This is a genomic window from Streptomyces sp. HD, assembly GCF_028369295.1.
In the GTDB taxonomy this organism is placed as follows: domain Bacteria; phylum Actinomycetota; class Actinomycetes; order Streptomycetales; family Streptomycetaceae; genus Streptomyces.
The window spans coordinates 73,992-90,523 of record NZ_JAQMYP010000043.1 but is presented as its reverse complement, the minus strand read 5'-3'; the positions used below and the strand labels follow the sequence as shown (position 1 = coordinate 90,523).

The 16,532-nt window shown below is 68.2% G+C and carries 14 protein-coding genes and 4 pseudogenes; 9 read left to right on the top strand and 9 right to left on the bottom strand.

Annotation, left to right across the window (positions count from 1 at the left end; all coding sequences use genetic code 11):
* Nucleotides 1-813 precede the first annotated feature (813 nt).
* From POF73_RS33555 to POF73_RS33540, 4 genes and pseudogenes are all read right to left on the bottom strand, one after another.
* On the bottom strand, nt 814-2,283 hold the full coding sequence (locus tag POF73_RS33555) for a UvrD-helicase domain-containing protein (protein ID WP_272122813.1): 1,470 nt from the start codon (nt 2,281-2,283) through the stop codon (nt 814-816).
* Nucleotides 2,280-2,756: a hypothetical protein gene (locus tag POF73_RS33550; protein ID WP_272122812.1), complete on the bottom strand. Its 477-nt coding sequence runs from the start codon at nt 2,754-2,756 to the stop codon at nt 2,280-2,282. The genes POF73_RS33555 and POF73_RS33550 overlap by 4 nt, the downstream gene beginning before the upstream one ends.
* Before the next feature lie 2 nt (nt 2,757-2,758).
* Nucleotides 2,759-3,616: a DUF6083 domain-containing protein gene (locus POF73_RS33545; RefSeq protein ID WP_272122811.1), complete on the bottom strand. Its 858-nt coding sequence runs from the start codon at nt 3,614-3,616 to the stop codon at nt 2,759-2,761.
* A gap of 188 nt (nt 3,617-3,804) precedes the next feature.
* Nucleotides 3,805-4,050 (bottom strand): annotated as a pseudogene (locus POF73_RS33540) (helix-turn-helix transcriptional regulator); the annotation flags it as partial.
* A 532-nt stretch (nt 4,051-4,582) separates the two neighbouring features.
* Between POF73_RS33540 and POF73_RS33535 the strand changes: the two are divergent.
* Nucleotides 4,583-5,293, top strand: a complete 711-nt coding sequence (locus POF73_RS33535) for a hypothetical protein (protein WP_272122810.1) — start codon at nt 4,583-4,585, stop codon at nt 5,291-5,293.
* Nucleotides 5,294-5,491: 198 nt separating this feature from the next.
* Entirely contained in the window at nt 5,492-6,142 is a 651-nt protein-coding gene (locus POF73_RS33530; protein WP_272122809.1) for a hypothetical protein, read from the top strand.
* A gap of 9 nt (nt 6,143-6,151) precedes the next feature.
* Here the strand turns inward: POF73_RS33530 and POF73_RS33525 are convergent, their stop codons facing one another.
* The 3 genes and pseudogenes from POF73_RS33525 to POF73_RS33515 all read right to left on the bottom strand — a co-directional run.
* Nucleotides 6,152-7,342, bottom strand: coding sequence for an IS110 family transposase (locus tag POF73_RS33525; RefSeq protein ID WP_272122808.1), 1,191 nt, complete (start codon nt 7,340-7,342; stop codon nt 6,152-6,154).
* 652 nt (nt 7,343-7,994) lie between these two features.
* On the bottom strand, nt 7,995-8,384 hold the full coding sequence (locus POF73_RS33520; RefSeq protein WP_272122807.1) for a VOC family protein: 390 nt from the start codon (nt 8,382-8,384) through the stop codon (nt 7,995-7,997).
* 89 nt (nt 8,385-8,473) lie between these two features.
* A pseudogene (locus tag POF73_RS33515) lies at nt 8,474-8,714 on the bottom strand (transposase family protein); the annotation flags it as partial.
* A gap of 142 nt (nt 8,715-8,856) precedes the next feature.
* Here POF73_RS33515 and POF73_RS33510 point away from each other — a divergent pair.
* The 5 genes and pseudogenes from POF73_RS33510 (at nt 8,857) to POF73_RS33490 (ending at nt 12,210) form a co-directional block, all read left to right on the top strand.
* A complete protein-coding gene (locus POF73_RS33510) occupies nt 8,857-9,981 on the top strand; it encodes a DUF4062 domain-containing protein (RefSeq protein ID WP_272122806.1) in 1,125 nt (374 codons plus the stop codon).
* 19 nt (nt 9,982-10,000) lie between these two features.
* Nucleotides 10,001-10,672 (top strand): hypothetical protein, encoded by a 672-nt coding sequence (locus tag POF73_RS33505; RefSeq protein WP_272122805.1) that lies wholly within the window; start codon nt 10,001-10,003, stop codon nt 10,670-10,672.
* Nucleotides 10,673-10,967: 295 nt separating this feature from the next.
* Nucleotides 10,968-11,600 (top strand): annotated as a pseudogene (locus POF73_RS33500) (transposase family protein); the annotation flags it as partial.
* 83 nt (nt 11,601-11,683) lie between these two features.
* Nucleotides 11,684-11,875: a hypothetical protein gene (locus POF73_RS33495; RefSeq protein ID WP_272122804.1), complete on the top strand. Its 192-nt coding sequence runs from the start codon at nt 11,684-11,686 to the stop codon at nt 11,873-11,875.
* Nucleotides 11,872-12,210 carry a hypothetical protein gene (locus POF73_RS33490; RefSeq protein WP_272122803.1) on the top strand — a complete coding sequence of 113 codons (339 nt, stop codon included), beginning with the start codon at nt 11,872-11,874 and terminating at the stop codon, nt 12,208-12,210. The genes POF73_RS33495 and POF73_RS33490 overlap by 4 nt, the downstream gene beginning before the upstream one ends.
* On the opposite strand, the gene POF73_RS33485 is transcribed toward POF73_RS33490, so the two are convergent.
* Together POF73_RS33485 and POF73_RS33480 are read right to left on the bottom strand one after the other, a co-directional pair.
* Nucleotides 12,158-13,006 carry an IS5 family transposase gene (locus POF73_RS33485; protein ID WP_272122802.1) on the bottom strand — a complete coding sequence of 283 codons (849 nt, stop codon included), beginning with the start codon at nt 13,004-13,006 and terminating at the stop codon, nt 12,158-12,160. The two genes, POF73_RS33490 and POF73_RS33485, sit on opposite strands and share 53 nt — an antisense overlap.
* 578 nt (nt 13,007-13,584) lie before the next feature.
* Nucleotides 13,585-14,494: pseudogene (locus tag POF73_RS33480) on the bottom strand (LysR family transcriptional regulator).
* 197 nt (nt 14,495-14,691) lie between these two features.
* Between POF73_RS33480 and POF73_RS33475 the strand changes: the two are divergent.
* Together POF73_RS33475 and POF73_RS33470 are read left to right on the top strand one after the other, a co-directional pair.
* Entirely contained in the window at nt 14,692-15,387 is a 696-nt protein-coding gene (locus tag POF73_RS33475) for a type 1 glutamine amidotransferase domain-containing protein (RefSeq protein ID WP_272122801.1), read from the top strand.
* Between the two features lie 230 nt (nt 15,388-15,617).
* A complete protein-coding gene (locus tag POF73_RS33470; RefSeq protein ID WP_093868131.1) occupies nt 15,618-16,301 on the top strand; it encodes a type 1 glutamine amidotransferase domain-containing protein in 684 nt (227 codons plus the stop codon).
* Nucleotides 16,302-16,532 lie beyond the last annotated feature (231 nt).

Genomic DNA, 16,532 nt, shown 5'->3' with positions numbered 1-16,532 from the left:
GATGCGCTCGGCCGCCTTGTGAGCAACTCAGCACTGATGGCGGGGCACGCCTCGCCAAGCGAAGCGAGGGAACCTCGTGAGGCACGTGCCAGCGATGGCTCGATCGCCTCGACCGACACGCTGCATGGGACTGCAGGCGGCGCGGAAGCGAGTCTGTGAACCAAATGCCCAGGTCGCATGTCGGGGCGGCGACCTGGCGGCCGGCCAGGTACAGGCCGTCGACACCCGCACCGGCTCCGGTGGCCAGCCAGTCGCGCAGGTTGACTGCAAATGGCGGCCGACCGGCGGGTGGGCGACGCCGCCTCCACGGTCGTCCAGGCGGCCTGGGACACCCGGGCCTGCCCTGGCCCACGGTGATGAACGCCTTCCGCACCGCCGGAGAGGAAGTCACTGCTGCGGCGCGGAAGCTCGTCGAGGTGCTCGGGATCGACGAGACCCGCCGGGGCCGTACGCAGTGGCGCCAGTATGCGGGAACCGGCCGGTGGGAGCCCGTGGCAGACCGCTGGCACACCGGCTTCGTGGACGCTTTCGGCGTCCATGCCTGCTCGGCCAGATCGAGTGCCGCGCCCCTCGCGTCCTGGCCTGGCTCGCCACGACACCACTGCAGTGGCGTCGCCAGATCCGCTACGTCGCGATCGACATGTCCCCCGGCTGCCGGGCCGTGATCCGCATACTCAACATCGTCCGGCGCCAGACCACCGCCACCCTGCGGGGCCGACGCGGCCAGGCCGGCCTGCGCCCCGTGGCGGAAGGCCAGGCGCCGACTCATGCGCAACCGGGAAGACCTCACCGACCCTCAGTTCAGAACGACCTCTAATGGGGCGGGGTGCCGTCGGGGTAGTGGTGAATCCAAGACAGGCCGCCCAGGTCGAGGCGCTGGCGGGTGCGGGTGACGGCCACGTAGGCCAGTCGGGCTTCGGCATCGTCGATGGGATCGGGTGATGATGTGCTGTCTGTCTGGCCGTCCGTGCTGTTGTCCTGGGGGCGGGCGAAGTCGTCTGCGATGAGTACGCGGAGCCATTCGCGCCCTTTGGCCTTATGGGCGGTGGAGACGGTGATCTGAGCGTGCGGCTCGGGGGCGAGTTGGGCGACGGCGGCGAGGATGGCGTCGGTGCCGTGGGTGTCGACGAGATTGACCAGGGGCTGCAGATCGCGTCCGGCCGGGTCGTGGGCGGCGTAGTCCTGCAGGTCACCCCAGGAGGGGAAGAGGATCAGTTCGGGGTGGTGGGTGCGGCGGCCTTCTTTCAGGTCGCGGGCGGCTAGGGCCAGGGCCTGCAGGCTGTCTCCTCCGCCGGCCAGGGCGACGTGGTGTCCGGCGGTCATGAGGGTCATGACCTGGGCCATGGCGCCGACGTTGGTGCGGCACAGGACGGCGTCCGGCTGGGTGACGGGGCCGAGTTCGGTGGGTACGGCTGGGGTGCCTGTGAGGCGGATCGGAGCGTCGGCCAGGTGCAGCCAGCGGTTTGCTTCCGCGGCGAGGTCGGGGCCGAAACGGAAGGACTGGGACAGGGCCAGCTGGGTGCCGTCGAAGCCGGTCATGACGTCCTTGGCGCCGCGCCAGTGGTAGATGGCCTGGGCGGAGTCGCCGACCATGACCAGTTGGGCGTGGTCGCGTTGGGCGAGGAAGATCTGTTCGACGACGGGGTCGGTGTCCTGGGCTTCGTCGAGGAGCAGGAAGTCGGCGTCGATGCGGGGCTGGGTGAGGGCCCAGATTTTCAGGTAGTGGTCGTGGTCGAAGCGGACGGTGCCGGCGTCGGGGTGTTGCAGGTCGGCCCATGCTTTGCGGGCGAAGGGCACGATGTGGGCGGCGAGTTCGGTGTGGAGGTCGGTGTCTTCGAGGCCGCGCAGGTGGGGTACGTGGTGGCGGGTGATGGCCTCGTCGGCGGTGTGGCAGAAGCGGGTGACGGTGCGCAGGGTGGCGTTGGAGAGGGCTTTTTGTGTCACCTCGCGCTCGCCGATGCGGATGGGCTTGGTGATGCCGAGGGTTTGTCCGGTTTGCCAGGCCGGGCGGCGGGGGGCGTTCAGGCGGCGGGTGTAGCGGTGGCCGATGGCTGCGTAGGCGAGTGCGTGGGTGGTCTTGCACAGGACGGTGTGAGGGAAGCGGGTGGTGGCGTCCTGGGCGATGGCGCGGTTGTAGGCGAGGTAGCGGCCGCGGCGTGTGGTGGCGTGGGCGAGCAGGGCGAGTGTGGTGGTTTTTCCGGTGCCGGCGCCGGCCTGCAGGGCTAGGTGGTTGCCGGCCGTGAAGGCGTCGGCTGCCGCCGTCTGTTCGTCGGTGGGGTTCATGGCGTGGGGCTTTCGGGGAGTCGGGTGAGCACATGCCCGACGGCGGCGAGCAGGTGGACGGGGGTGGTGTGGGCCAGCAGCCGGCGCACGGCCCGGCCGAGGCGGGCGATTTCCTGATCGGCGTGTTCGGCCAGGGCCCGGTGCACGGCCCGTTCCACCAGGCGCTCAGGACTCTGGCCCTCGAGGCGGGCTTCGGCGGTGAGGGCGGCGTGCACGGTGGGCAGGAGGACAACGTTGAGGAGCACCTTGTGGTCTGCGTCGGGGTAGTGCGTGGTGATCACGTCGATGGGCAGCTGTGTCTCGATTCGGTGGCGCAGTCGGCGGGCGGCCCGGTCGGGGGTCTTGGCCGGTACGAGGGCCATGAGGCGGGTGGCGTCATGGTTGGCGGCGAGCGGCAGCCTGCGGGCGGCGCGGTGCAGGGCTGCCGGGGAGAGGGGGCGGGTGAGCGTGATCTCCAGGGCGTGGTGGGGCATCGTCAGCCCCTGTTTCTGTGGGGTGCTGGCGGGTGTGGGAGGCGGGTGCGGATGTGGGCGGCGTGCAAGAGGGGGTCGAAGACCTGCCAGCCGACCAGGGTGAGATCGGGGGCGCTGTCCGCGGTGGCGTGTGCCGGACAGTGCTGGGTGCGCCAGCGCTGTTGCTCGGTGGCGGGCAAGTGGCTGAGGTCGTAGACGGCCATCAGGGTGTCGGGTAGGGCGAGTTGGTCGTGGCCGAGACCGCCAGTGGGCAGCAGTCTCCAGCGTCCGGCGGGCCGTTCGGGGGCCTGGACGGGCTGGGGGCAGCGGTGGCGGTGGCGGGTCTGGGCCACGCAGCGGATGGCCGCGAGTGGGCCCGGGGCGAGGTAGCAGACGAGCAGGATCTGCACGATCGGGTGGGCGCTGTCGGCGGCTGGGGGGCTGCTGGCGGGCGGCGACGTGGGGGTGAAGGCCCCGGTGTCGATCAGGCGGCGGGTGCGGACGGCGAGTTGGCGGCGTGCCGCCTGAAGGTGCGGGCCGAGGGGGCAGGTGGGGGTGCGGGCGGGGCACAGGATGGTGTGCGGGATGCGGCACCAGGCGCTGCCGTCGCCGTGGGGGTGGGCGATGCCGCCGCTCAAGTGCCAGCGGCAGGGTTCCGGGACGTGGGCGGTGGCCAGTTCGGCGGGGTGCAGGGCGATGGGCCGCTGGTCGGTGCGCGGGTAGAGGTCGATGCGGTGGCCGCAGTTGCGGCAGCGGCCGCTGTGGCCGGCGCGCAGCAGGCGGCTGGGGCTGGTGGCGGCCACGCGCAGGGGACGGGGGTGTCGGGTGTTGCGGGGGCTGCCGTCCCAGTGGCAGCCCGAGGTGGAGGGGGTTGGGCGCATGGCGTGGACCGTGCCAAGTGACACGCCGGGATGGGCAGCGTCTCGGCGGGTGTGTCCCGCGGCTGGCCCAGCGAACCCGAACACGCATGCCAGGATGCGATCAGGCGTTTGATGCCTGCTCGTCGGTTCGGGTGATTTGCAACCGGGTGCGCACCGGGCGGAGTGAAGGGGTCAGACGCCGGGCGTGCCGGCGGGGTGTGGTTGTCGCAGAGGGTGCCGAGCAGGTCCTCGATGGGGACGTCGAAGGCGTGGGCGAGGGTGTGCCAGGTGGTGATGCTGCCGGTGGTGCGGCCGTGTTCGAGGTCGATGAGGGTGCGCCGGGCCAGGCCGCTGCGGTCGGCGAGTTCATCGAAGGTCCAGCCGCGCTGCCCCCGCAGGCGCGCCAGCGTGATGCGCAGCGCGTGGAGGTCGGGGTCGGGCGGCAAGATCGTCACTCCACCATCCGACGGTGCAGACCCCTGCCCTGTCAGTGCAGACTTCTGCACTATCTGCGGAGATGGGGGTGACATTCGCGGTGCAGGAATCTGCACTACGGTGCGTCCGTCCTGGCCTCCTGCCGCCGGGACAGGCGACCATCGTGGAGCGGGCAGTTGGGAGGGCGACCAGCCGATGAGGCTTGCTGGCGCGCATGGCGCAGTGCGGCGGATCTGGACTGTGGAGCTGCGTCCGCAAGCGGGCGGCCTGAGGCTCGTCTGCCCCTCATGCACCGCTCACACCTCTCCCCTTCATGCTTCCTCCGCGCGGTCCGCCGCCCTCGCGCATCTGGCCTGCCACGCCCGAGCCGACGCGTTGCCGGCCTACCTGCGCAGCTGCCAGTGCCGGACGCGGGGCTGCGGATGGCATCCGCGTCACCGCGGCTGTGCCGGGCCGGTACTGCTCGCCCTCACCCGCGACCGCTGCGGCCGCTCCTGGCGGCTCGCCGATACCTGCTCTGCCTGCGCGTCGGCGACCAGCCACACCGCCGTCGTGCCGGACACCCTGCTCGGCCCCTCCCGCCCGCATCCCGCCGCCTGTCCCCCGCCGCCTGCTACGCACGGCAGGCTCCGTCTCGGGCTCAAGGAGCGGGTGCGGGTGCGGGAGATGCTCACCTACCTGGGCACAGCGCTGCCCCGGTTCACCTCTCCTGCCGCCCGGCTACTGGCCCTGCAGTGCGCCCTGCGCGCCGATACCCGCGGTCATGTCCGGCTGCGTGCAGGTCTGCTGCGCGGCATGTGCCTGCGCGGGCACCGCGAGCTGTGGCAGGAACTGGCCCACGCGCACTGGCTGGAACTGCCGGACTTCAGGTCGGCACCCATGCAGCTGCGGCTGCTCGATGCCACGGTTCTCGATCAGGTGCCCGGGCGGCGCGCCCGCTGCCGCGCTGCCCACTGGGCGCTGCACCCCGCGCCGTTGGCCCTGCCGGCCGCACCGCCCGCCCTGCGGCTGACCGCTCTCGTGCTGGCCGCACATACCTCAGCGCATGCCGAGCACTGCACTGACATGGACATCCTTGCGCGGCTGTGCGGGCACTCCCCGCAGCAGACCGGAGACCTTCTCGACCGGCTGGTGACCACGCGCACGTTGCACGTCTGGCATCACAACCGGGAAACCGACGAAGTGTTCTGGCAGCTGCCCCAATCCCAGGCACCCGTTCTCTCCGCGCACCGGCCCCGACCGCACCAGACAGCACAGCCCTGAGGGCGACGGCAGGTAAGAGATCACGACTTGAGAGGAACAACCTGCTCCGCATGTCCGTACTATCTCTACGCCAAGGTCCTCTGCGGCCGTTGCGGTCTCCCGTTTTGCCTCGGCATCAGGCCTCGAGGGCGGAACCCGGGGCCGCAGGCCCCCGCAAGGCCCTGCACCGCGGCCGCAAACCGAGGAAAGGTCAGCACCATGCCCGAGAGCACAACGCCCACCACCGAGCTGGCATCGCAGTACATGGCCCAGGTGACCGGCGATCTCGAACGCAACGTCAAGGAGCAGGAACGCATCGGCGCGGAAATCGCCTCTCTGCAGGAACAGTTGACGGCCCTGCAGCATGACCACACCGTGCTCGTGAACATGCAGCAGGCGCTCGGTATCGCGCCGGCATCGGCTGAGCCTGCGCTCACGCCCGAGAGCGCGGCAGTACCCTCCCCCCGGCAGAAATCCAGCGCCGAGCCGAGCGGCAAGCGGAAAGCGCGCAAGACCACGGCCGCGCGAGAGAGCCGGACGGCCAGGAAGCCAGCCGCCCAGAAGCCCGCCAAGACCGCAGCCACCGCGAAGACGACCCAGCCCACCCTGGTAGCGCTCATCCGCCGCCACCTCACCGACCAGAGCGAACCGCGCTCCGCCGCGGAAATCGCCACGGCGCTCGGCCAGGCCCACCCCGAACGCGACATCAAGACCAAGGTCGTGCGCGTCACCCTCGAAGGGCTCGTGGCCAAAAGCCAGGCCCAACGCACCAAGCAGGGCACTTCTGTTTTCTACACGGCCCCCGACGCGCCGAAGCCAACGGCTGCTGCGGCCCAGGCCGAGGCGCAGCCCGAAAACAGTGATTCCTAATGCGGTCTGTCAAGCCGCGAGGGCACTGGGCGGGGTGAGCTCGTAGCACCGCCCGTCGCGTAGGAGTGCCCAGAGGACGTTGACGCGGCGGCGGGCAAGGGCGAGGACGGCCTGGGTGTGGCGCTTGCCCTCGGCGCGTTTGCGGTCGTAGAACCGGCGCGATTCCTCGCAATGGCGGATGCTGATCAACGCCGAGATGTAGAAGACGCGTTGGAGGCGGCGGTTGTATCGCTGCGGGCGCCGCAGGTTGCCGCTGATCTTCCCGGAATCGCGGGGCACCGGGGCGACGCCGCCGAAGCCGGCGAGGCGGTCGGCGGTGCTGAAGGCCGTCATGTCGCCGCCGGTCGCGGCGAGGAACTCCGCGCCGAGGATGACGCGCAGGCCGGGCATGCTGGTGATCACGTCGAAGGCGTGGTGGTCGCGAAACCGGGCTTCGATGTCCTTGTCGAGTTCGGCCACTTGTTGGTTGAGGCCCATCACCTCCTTCGCCAGTGTGTGCACCAGTTCCGCGGCCAGCTTCTCGCCGGGCAGGCTGGTGTGCTGCCGTTCAGCGGCCTCGATGGCGATCCCTGCGAGCCGGTCGGGGCGCACGACATGGCGGTTGCGCAGCCAGGTCTCCAGCCGTTTGGCGCCGATGCGGCGGATGGCCGCCGGGGTCTGGTAGCCGGTGAGCAAGGTGAGCGGGCCGGTGTTGGTGAGATCCAGGGCCCGTTCCAGGCCGGGGAAGACGCCGGTGAGCTGGGCGCGCAAGCGGTTGACGGTGCGGGTGCGGTCGGCGACCAGGTCCGTGCGCCGGCCTGTGAGGATCTTGAGGTCGGTGACGGTGTCGTTGGTGGCGCGTAAGGGGTGCAGATCCCGGCGGACGCGGACCTGGTCAGCTATGACGGCGGCGTCCTTGGCGTCGGTTTTGCCCTCGCCGCGGTAGCTCTCGGAGGCGCGGTGGATGGCCCGGCCGGAGATGTAATGCACCGGCTGGTCGTGGTTGAAGAGGATCGTGATGGCCAGGGCGGCTCCGCCGTCAGCCAGGTCGATGCCCCAGGTCACCGGGTCGCCCAGAGCCATGACATCGGCGAGGAGTTGGAGGAGTTCGGGTTCGTCGTTGGCGACGCGTCGGGACAGCAGCCGGCGGCCGCTCTCGTCGATCGCGACGCAGTGGTGGTGGGTCTTGCCTGCGTCGATGCCGGCCCAAATCGCGGTCATGTGGTGCCTCCGTGCGGTGTGCTGCTGGTGCCTCCCGACGGACGACCTCGCTGTCGATTCCCTACGGAGCGATCATTCGCAATTCCTAATTGGCAGCCGAGTCGTCGTGGGGCACCGGGCGGCCAATCACTGAGAGCCACAACAGGCAGAGCCTTTTCAACCACACCCGGCGCCCCTGGGTGGGTGAACCATACGAAGGGCTCACCGCCTCCCGCAGAGCAACGTAGGGAGCCTTTTCCAACCTCACGCTGATGCGTGGTGAAGGACGAGGACGGCCTTCAGCACGCATCAGCGTGAGGTTGGAAAAGGCTCATTCAGCCACGCTCCACGTTCACCGGACGTCCGAGAGGAGCGCTGCGCCTGGGCGAGCAAGTCACCCTCTGCCAGGGAAAGGTCCTCTCCATACAGATGGAATCCGGCGTCAGAATCGACGCGCTGGTGCAGATGGTTCATCGACGCGACATCGCCTACTGGATACGGCGGCGGCAGGACCACTGAACAGGCACTGGCTCGCCCTTCGCACCGATGGCGGCTGGGCGACGCTTGCGGTCGTGGTTCAGTGCGCGGGCTGCGCCGCTCAGTGATCGTCACGAGTGACCACCCAACCCGCGGTGATCAAACCCGACTGCCCTGGGCCATGGAGGTTTGACCATCAGCCGAGGTAGTTCGCGCACCCCAGATCGTCGAGTTCGAAGGGACCTTCAGGGATGATGCAGAACTCATTGCCCTCGGGGTCCGCCATCACCAGGAACCCGCCGCCGGCGTACTGCTCCAGCCTGCGCCCGCCGAGCATCTCGACCCGTTGCTGTTCGGCGGCGGGATCAGGAGAGGTGATGTCGAAGTGCATCCGGTTCTTTCTGGACTTGGGTTCGGCGGTCTGCTGAAAGCCCAGCCCCAGACCACCTTCCCGCCGCAGCCAGACATATGGGCCCATACGGGCCACGACCGGCCTACCAAGAAGTTCGGACCAGAATCCAGCGAGCCGCTCGGGGTCTGCGGCATCCACGACGAGGGCATTGATCTGCATAGGTGAGTCCGCCATGCCCCGATCCTCTCAAGCGGGTCCCGAGCCGCTCAGCAGCTGCTGTGGCCAGCAGAAATCAAGCTCAGTGAGCTTCTTCAGCGTTGCCGCTACAGGGTGAGGATGGCCTTGGCGATTGACGTCATGCGGTTTGGGCTGCACCGGGATCTGCGGAAGATCCGCCAGGGACTTCAGGCGGGCGACGCCGCGTTCCACCGGTGCCCGTGCCGAGGTCAGCGCCCGGTTGACGGTCTTCTCGGTGAGGGTGAGTTCCCGCAGGGGCTTGCGTTTGATGCCCGTGGTCACCCAGAGGCCTGCACCTTGGTAGGCGAGGTCGGCGAGGACGAGGACGCATGAGGTCATTCATGTGCAGATATGAGCATCTTCTGCAACGGTGCATTGCCTGTTGCCTGCACCGGGTACAACCGGCTACGTGTCCGTGCCGACGGCAGCTACGCCGCTGCAGCACGGACCGGGCACTCCGGGGGGATTGATGCAGAAGCGCTACCAGGTGTTCATAAGCTCCACGCGCACAGATCTGGAAGAAGAGCGCCGGACACTTACCGACGCTCTCCTAATGAACCAGTTCATTCCCGTGGGCATGGAGCACTTCCCCGCCAGCCCGGACAAGGCTTGGCCGATCATCAAGCGTTTCATCGACGAGTGCGACTTCTACGTCCTCGTCATCGCTGGCATGTACGGATCGATCAACCCCGCCAACAAGCTCAGCTACACCGAGAGCGAGTACCACTACGCGGCCCAGGCCAAGAAGCCCCTGTACGCCTTCATTCACGAAGACGTCAGTTCCCTGCCCGCCATGAACGTGGAGCGAACCACCGCGCGGCGGCGCAAGCTGGCCGAGTTCACCGCTCGAGTGGAGGCCGATGTGGTCCGGGCTAGCTGGAGCAACCCGAGCGACCTTGCAACGAAGGTGACCGCTGCACTCAACCGCGCAGCCTGGGACAGTTCGGCGGTGGGCTGGGTGCGAGCCGATTCTGTCCCCGAGCAGTTCGAAGCGCTCCACGCCGAGCTGCTCCATCCCTGTGACCGTCTGGGCATCAGGCGAGTAAGCATCGACGGCGTGGCGGGACCCGACATGCGGGAGAACCTGGCACGTGCCCTCACCACGCGCATCATGTCGACCAGCGCAGTCCGTCTCCTGGAGATCTACCGGCAGTCCTTTATCGAAGCCCTCACTGACGGCGGGCACATCAAAGTGCTGCTCCCCGACCCGCAGGGCAACTTCCTCACAGATGTTGAAGAGTCGGAGTCAGCTCACGGCCCCCGGGGCGTGAAGATCTCTGACGAAGTCGCCCTCGTCCGCAACCGGCTGCTCGACATCCTCCGTGAGGCAGCCGCTCCACGCAGGAGCCGACCGGGCTCCCGCGGCACGGTAGAGATTGGGTACTTCACCACCCACCTGCGATCCACCCTCGTCCTCTGCGACGACCACTGGGGGTGGCTGACCATGACGCTACCGCCCGCCCGTGCCCCAGAGACCGCCTCGCTCATGCTCAGCGGCGGTGACCGCTCCCTGCTGAACGTCTGCATACGCCACTTCGAGCGGACCTGGGACGTCGTCGCCTCACGCCATGCCACAGAACTGCTCGGCCCCTGATCGGGGTAGGCATGCCAGCATGACGAGCCTGCCTGATCAGACCACCAATGTACGGGCTGCGTGGGACAAGAAACTGGAACAGGCCCGTGAGTTGATGACGGCACGCCGCAGCCAGCCCCGCACCCTCATCGAAGTCGCAGCCCAGCATCCACTGGTGGACGGTGTGCACCCCAACGAAGAATTCGCAGCACGCCTGGACCGCGCGCGCGAGCTGTATGCCGAACTGACCGCCCGCGGAACCAGCGTCGAGCTGTACGTCCCCGGCAGCCGCCACATGTTCCACGGCACTGCCGACAAGATCAGCCTCAGCCGGGCCGGCAGCGACTACCTCATCGCCAGCGGCATCCCCGCCGCGCACATCCGCGGAGAAGACCTCAACCACCGCTACAAGGGCGACGACGGCGTCTACAACAGCGCCGACGAATGCTTCGTCACCGCCTCCCACTTCAAGGGCGGTGACTTCGGCACCCTCATGACCGTGCTTGCTCCCGGTCAACTACATCGCAAAATGCTCCACTACATCCACTTCGGAGTGCTTCCCCTCCCACACACCGCACCCACTCTCACCTCATTCCACAACTACGTCCACGAAGCACTCGTCGAACTCCCCCACGTACTGTTCGAAGACCCCGACCTGCAGGCACCGGACTCCACCAAAGCAAACCGGCTACGCACCGAACGGTGCCCATGACGCATACACGAACGAAGGAGTGGTTTACCCAGGCGCTGTGGAAGGTCCGGGAAGGATGCGTCCCACAGCTCGATACTGTGCAGGCCGGACGCCACAGCCAGGGTGCGGCTGTCCGAACTGAATGTCAGCGCTGTACCGAGGCCGGGCTGGTTGGCGAGAGGCTTGCCGAGGAGCCTGATGCGACGGGGGTCATGCACATCGAACAGGCGCACGGTGTTCATCTCGTCGCAGTTCGTCACTGTTTCGCCGGGCACTGAGCTTGTTCGAGATGGCAGCCGATCAGGTGACGGTTCACCGCCCGTCGCAGTGTGCGATGGTGACACTGGTGTACCTGCGCGAGCACACCACCCTGGCGAAGATCGCCGCCAGTTTCGGGATCAGCGAGACCACCGCCCATGCCTACACCAGCGCAGTCATCCACCTGCTCGCCGACCGTGGGCCGGGTCTGCTGAAGGTCCTGCGCCAGGACGATGTGGACTTCGTCCTGCTGGACGGCACGCTCGCCGAGTGCGACCGGGCAGGAGACGGACGGGCCGACTATTCCCACACCGCCGGCACGGCGTGAACGTGCAGGTGGTCACCGATCCAGACGGCCAATTGCTGTGGCTCTCACCCACGTTACCGGGCCGAGCCCACGACCTGACCGCTGCCCGCACTCACCGGATCATCCGCATCTGCGAGCGCCAGGGCGTCCCCGTCCTCGCCTACCAAGGTGCAGGCCTCTGGGTGACCACGGGCATCAAACGCAAGCCCCTGCGGGAACTCACCCTCACCGAGAAGACCGTCAACCGGGCGCTGACCTCGGCATGGGCACCGGTGGAACGCGGCGTCGCCCGCCTGAAGTCCCTGGCGGATCTTCCGCAGATCCCGGTGCAGCCCAAACCGCATGACGTCAGAAGCCGTATCTCAACCGAACGTGATCGCTTGATTTCTGCTGGTCAGGCATGGTGCAGCTCCGAATGAGGGAGGGATCCGGCGTCTTGTTTCCCCTCTATGCTCAAGGGGTGCGCGATGGCGTCGGTGCTGGGAATGCTGGAGGAGCGGGAGACAGCGGCCCGTGTGCGGGTGGAAGGGCTTCGGGAGGAAGTCGCGCGGCTGTCCGGGGTACTGGAGGCTGCGGAGATCGAGCTGGACCGGCGGGTGATCGCGCGGGAGGAACTGTCAAGGCCCTGGCGGCCACGGCTGCCGAGACCACCGCTGTGACCAAGGCGGAGACGGAAGCCGTGTCCTCACCTGCGCCGGTGCCGGGCTCGATCGTGCCGCCATGGCGCGAAGGACTGCCGGTGACGGTGCTGGCGCCGGACTATCAGCGGATCCTGGGTGTGCTCGAGGAGCGGCAGTCGGCGGGCCAAGGACCGGTGAAGGCCAAGGAGATCGCGGTGGTGCTGGGCCTTCAGCCGACGTCGGCGAAGGTCGAGGGGGTGCGCTCGAAGGCCAGGCGCCTGGCGGAGCGCGGGTGGCTCGTGCTGGAGACGTCGGGGATGTTCAGCGCGGGCCGGCGGCCCGCGGCCGTGCCAGGCGCCGTCCCATCCGCGTGACCATCGACCATCGGATCATCGCCTCGCTGCTGGCCGGCAACGTCTCGTAGTCCCGGGCCAGCCGGCGTGAATGCATCAGCCATGCGAACGTGCGCTCTACTGCCCAGCGCCTCGGCAGCACCACGAACCCCTCCATGTCGTCGGTTCGCTTGACGACCTGAAGGGTCAGCGCGAGTTTCTCCCGTGCCCAGTCGACGATGCCGCCGGTGTAACCGCCGTCGGCCCAGACCAGGCAGATGTCACGGTGCAGGCGCCGCAGCCGCATCAGCAGGCCCATCGCGGCATCCCGGTCCCCGACGTTCGCGGCGGTCACCGCGACGACCAACAGCAGACCGAGACAGTCCGTCACGATGTGCCGCTTGCGGCCACCCACCTTCTTCCCGCCGTCCCAGCCGCGCGAGACGGACGGCACAGAGGCCGCGGCCTTCACCGACTGCGCATCGATGATCCCCGCCGTCGGCTCCACCTCACGGCCCTCCCGCTCACGCACCCGTCCGCGCAGCCGGTCGTGGAACTCCGTGAGCAGCCCGTGCTCGCGCCAGCGGCGGAAGAAGGCGTAGACCCGGCCCCAGTGGGGGAAGTCCGCGGGCATCGCCCGCCAGGAGATCCCGCCCGCGACCAGGTAGCGGATCACGTCCAGCAGCTGGCGGTGGCAGTAGCCCTCGGGCTGCCCGCCCCGGCCCTTCAGCCAGGCCGGCACCGGCAGCAAAGGCCGGACGGCCGCCCATTCCGCGTCCGTCATGTCGGAGGGATACCGGCGTTCCCGGTCCGGATGGTCGGCCGCGTTGCCGTACACGTGCGCGAGGCAATCACACGATGGAGCAGCCGAGTTGAACTGAACGGGTTCGGACGCGTACAACAACGACACCAGGGCCTCCCGGCGCTGCTCGGTCAGATTCGCATCCCCGAGCTACCGAGAGGCCCTGTCTTCATGCGCGCACAACGGGAAGATCACCCCGGCGGGAAACCTGTTCGACCCGCACGTTCCATGATCGGTTGAGATGCGGCATCTAGCGGCAGCGCAAGCCGTTGACCTGCGGCAATGTTGTCGCTGACGGGCTTTGGAAGGCCGCAAAGTCACCGGGAACGCCATGCGGGAGTTGGACGAGACGGGGACCGTGACGCGAGACTGGAACAACAGGACCTCCTGGCACTCGAGTGGTCGCAAACCCGAGCTAGGGGCCCCGTACTCACCACCCGGCCGAGATCGCCCGGCCAAGGACCGTGTTCGATCAGAACCAGCTCACGATCGGTAGAGGGTTATTACTCTGCGTTACGAATGGCGCTGTGTTGGCTCGTCCCCCCAGCTGATCGGGAGTGCCGGCGACGCAACCCGATGCCAGCCCGACATGACCTCGGGATACCGGCTTGGGCTCACCAGGTCTTCGCAGCGGCGAGCAGATGCTCACGGACGAGCGTGACGTGAGGATTGATGGAACTGCCTGGGCGTTGGACGAGGTAGGCAGTGTTGATCGGGGGGGGCCTCCGGCTGGTGCAGTAGCCGGAGGGCGCCGGAGGCGAGTTCGGTCCGGCAGAGGTAGCCGGGCACGACGCTCCAGCCGGCGCCTGCTGTGAGGGCGGTGAGGACGCTGCGCAGGTCGGGGATGGTGATCGCGGCCTGGACGTGCAGGCGGCGGTCGAAGGCGTGGCGCCAGTAGCGGCGGGCGATGGGCAGGTCCTCGGCGTAGGCGATCATGGGCAGGCTTTCCAGGGCAGTAGGCAGTTCCTGTCCCATGAGCTGTTCGGCCCAGACGGGGGCAGCAACCAGGACGAACTCCTCGTCGGCGAGGAGTTCGGCCTGCAGCGTCCGGCCCCGGGGCCGGCGGGTGGCGACGACGAGGTCGTGGCGTCCGGCCCGCATTTCCTCGAGCAGCGGTTCGGTCAGTCCGATGGCCACCCGCAGCCGGACGCCCTGCGCGACCAGCGGAGCCAGCGTCTGAAGGCCGAGGGTACTCATGAACTCTGCGGGCCCGGCCAGGTGCACCGGTCCCGCGGTGCTGCTCGGCTCCTCGCCGGTGATGTCGGCCAACTGATCCAGGGGGCCTGACAGTCGCGTGGCAAGTTCGTCCGCGTGGGGCAGCGAGGTGACACCGTGCGCCCGGCGTTCGAACAGTTCACGGCCCAGACGGTTCTCCAGCGCCCGGATCTGCGTGGTCACGGTGGACTGCGACAGCCCCAGCCGCCGTGCAGCGGCGGTGAAGGACCCCAGGCGGTGCACGGCAAGGAAGGTGCGCAACAGGTTCAGGTCCAGCGGACCGAACCCATGAGTGTCCTGATCGCTCACGGCGTCGAGCCTACGAGGTACGCACGGCAGCCACCTGCCATTCGTCCCCGTGCAGGGCATCGGTTCGTCGATACCTGGTATCGATGCCTTCATTGGCGCGATTTCTTCGGCGGCTCTAGTTTCGAAGGTAGGAGCGCTGACGTTCTGAAGTCGAAACGTCAAAGCGTGAACCCCCAGCTCTCGGAGACCACCACACCATGTCGAAGATCCTTTTTGTGATGACCGGCGCCGACCACTGGACGCTGGCGGACGGCACCAAGCGCCCGACCGGCTTCTGGGCCGAGGAGGTCGTGGCCCCGTACCAGGCGTTCACGGCCGCCGGCCACGAGATCGTCGTCGCCACACCCGGCGGCGTCGTACCGCCTCTGGACCAGGGCAGCCTGGCGCCGCAGTTCAACGGCGGAGAGGTGGGGGCGAAGAAGGTGGCGGACGCCCTCGCCTCGATCGACGAGATTCAGCACCCCATCAGGCTGGAGGACGTCGACCTCGCCGACTACGCCGTCGTCTTCTACCCCGGTGGCCACGGCCCGATGGAGGACCTGGCCGTCGACGCCACCTCCGGCAGGCTCCTCATCCATGCCCTCGCCTCGGGCAAGCCGCTCGGCGTGGTCTGCCACGCACCGGCCGCCCTGCTCGCCGCCACCACGGCCGACGGCGGCAACGCCTTCGCCGGCTATCGGCTCACCGGTTTCAGCAACGCCGAGGAGACCCAGACGGGCCTTGCGGCCAATGCCAAGTGGCTGCTCCAGGACCGTCTGGTCGAGATCGGCGCGGACTACCAGGAGGGCGAGCCATGGGCCCCGAACGTGGTCGTCGACCGCAACCTGATCACCGGCCAGAACCCCGCCTCCGCCGGACCCGCCGCAGCCGAAATCCTCAAGAAGCTGGCCTGAACCTCGCATATCCGCTTGCGCCTGGGAGGGGCACCAGACGCTGCTTTCGCCAGCCGGCCCCGTACGGGCGCAGTGAGGCACGCGGACGACATCGGCACCTATGACAACGGCGACTGAGGCGGCCGACTCCTCACAAGCCGTCTCACTCTTCTTTCGCAGGTCGTGGCCATGAAAAAAGCTCGTGATCCGGGCAGCCGCCACAGCCCTGCCTCACCGCCGGAGGCACACAGATGAGCAAGATCCTCGCCGTGGTCACCAACCAGTCGACCTACGGAACGAACCCCCACCGGACCGGGCTGTGGATCGCAGAGCTGGTTCACTTCTACGACCGAGTCCGCCAGGCTGGATTCGAGGTCGACATCGTCAGTCCGGAAGGGGGGCAGGTACCGCTGGATCCGCGAAGCGTCAGATTGGCCGACAAAGAGGTTCGCAAGTACATGAACGATCGCGCGTTCATGTCGAGCCTGGACCACACCAGGAAGGCGGCCGACGTCGACCCGGCCGAGTATGCAGCGATCTTCTACACGGGCGGGCATGGCGTCATGTGGGACTTCCCCGGCAGTGCCGCGCTTCAGCAGGTCGCGCGGGATATCTATGAGAACGGCGGCGTGGTCTCCTCGGTCTGCCATGGTGCCTGCGGACTGCTGAACATCACGCTCTCCGACGGCTCCCTGCTCGTCGAGGGCCGCACGGTCACCGGGTTCTCCACCGCGGAGGAGCGAGTCGCCATGGTGAAGAGCCGGGTGCCGTTCCTGGTGGAGGACGAGTTCCGCAAGCGGGGCGCGAACTATGTCAAGGCCACCATCCCGATGACCCCCTTCGCCACCGCTGACGGCAGGCTCGTGACGGGACAGAACCCCGTTTCCACCAAGGTCGTCACGGCAAAGATCATCGAGACGCTGCGCCAACTTTGACCTTGATCCGCATCGGCCGGACCGGTCCTGCTCGTGAAGTGTCTCGGGGCGTTTGACGGTTCTGCTCGCGTCTTGTCGGTGACAGGTGGCTTGTTCTTCGAGCTCAGGGCTGTCCGGGTCCTGGGCTCGTCAGTTTCCAGTGCGCGGGCTGGACAGGCAGGCTCGGGCGGAGTTTCTGCGGCGGCCCCGGACCAGCGTGAGCCTGCCGGGCGTGCCCTCTCACTCGCATTT

What these genes read in the sequence shown, in the direction of transcription:
- POF73_RS33550 (WP_272122812.1), bottom strand. Translation starts at nt 2,756, where the DNA reads ATGCCCCACCACGCCCTGGAGATCACGCTCACCCGCCCCCTCTCCCCG.
- POF73_RS33520 (WP_272122807.1), bottom strand. Translation starts at nt 8,384, where the DNA reads ATGGCGGACTCACCTATGCAGATCAATGCCCTCGTCGTGGATGCCGCA.
- POF73_RS33525 (WP_272122808.1), bottom strand. Translation starts at nt 7,342, where the DNA reads ATGACCGCGATTTGGGCCGGCATCGACGCAGGCAAGACCCACCACCAC.
- POF73_RS33505 (WP_272122805.1), top strand. Translation starts at nt 10,001, where the DNA reads ATGACGAGCCTGCCTGATCAGACCACCAATGTACGGGCTGCGTGGGAC.
- POF73_RS33555 (WP_272122813.1), bottom strand. Translation starts at nt 2,283, where the DNA reads ATGAACCCCACCGACGAACAGACGGCGGCAGCCGACGCCTTCACGGCC.
- POF73_RS33470 (WP_093868131.1), top strand. Translation starts at nt 15,618, where the DNA reads ATGAGCAAGATCCTCGCCGTGGTCACCAACCAGTCGACCTACGGAACG.
- POF73_RS33475 (WP_272122801.1), top strand. Translation starts at nt 14,692, where the DNA reads ATGTCGAAGATCCTTTTTGTGATGACCGGCGCCGACCACTGGACGCTG.
- POF73_RS33545 (WP_272122811.1), bottom strand. Translation starts at nt 3,616, where the DNA reads ATGCGCCCAACCCCCTCCACCTCGGGCTGCCACTGGGACGGCAGCCCC.
- POF73_RS33530 (WP_272122809.1), top strand. Translation starts at nt 5,492, where the DNA reads ATGCCCGAGAGCACAACGCCCACCACCGAGCTGGCATCGCAGTACATG.
- POF73_RS33510 (WP_272122806.1), top strand. Translation starts at nt 8,857, where the DNA reads ATGCAGAAGCGCTACCAGGTGTTCATAAGCTCCACGCGCACAGATCTG.
- POF73_RS33495 (WP_272122804.1), top strand. Translation starts at nt 11,684, where the DNA reads ATGGCGTCGGTGCTGGGAATGCTGGAGGAGCGGGAGACAGCGGCCCGT.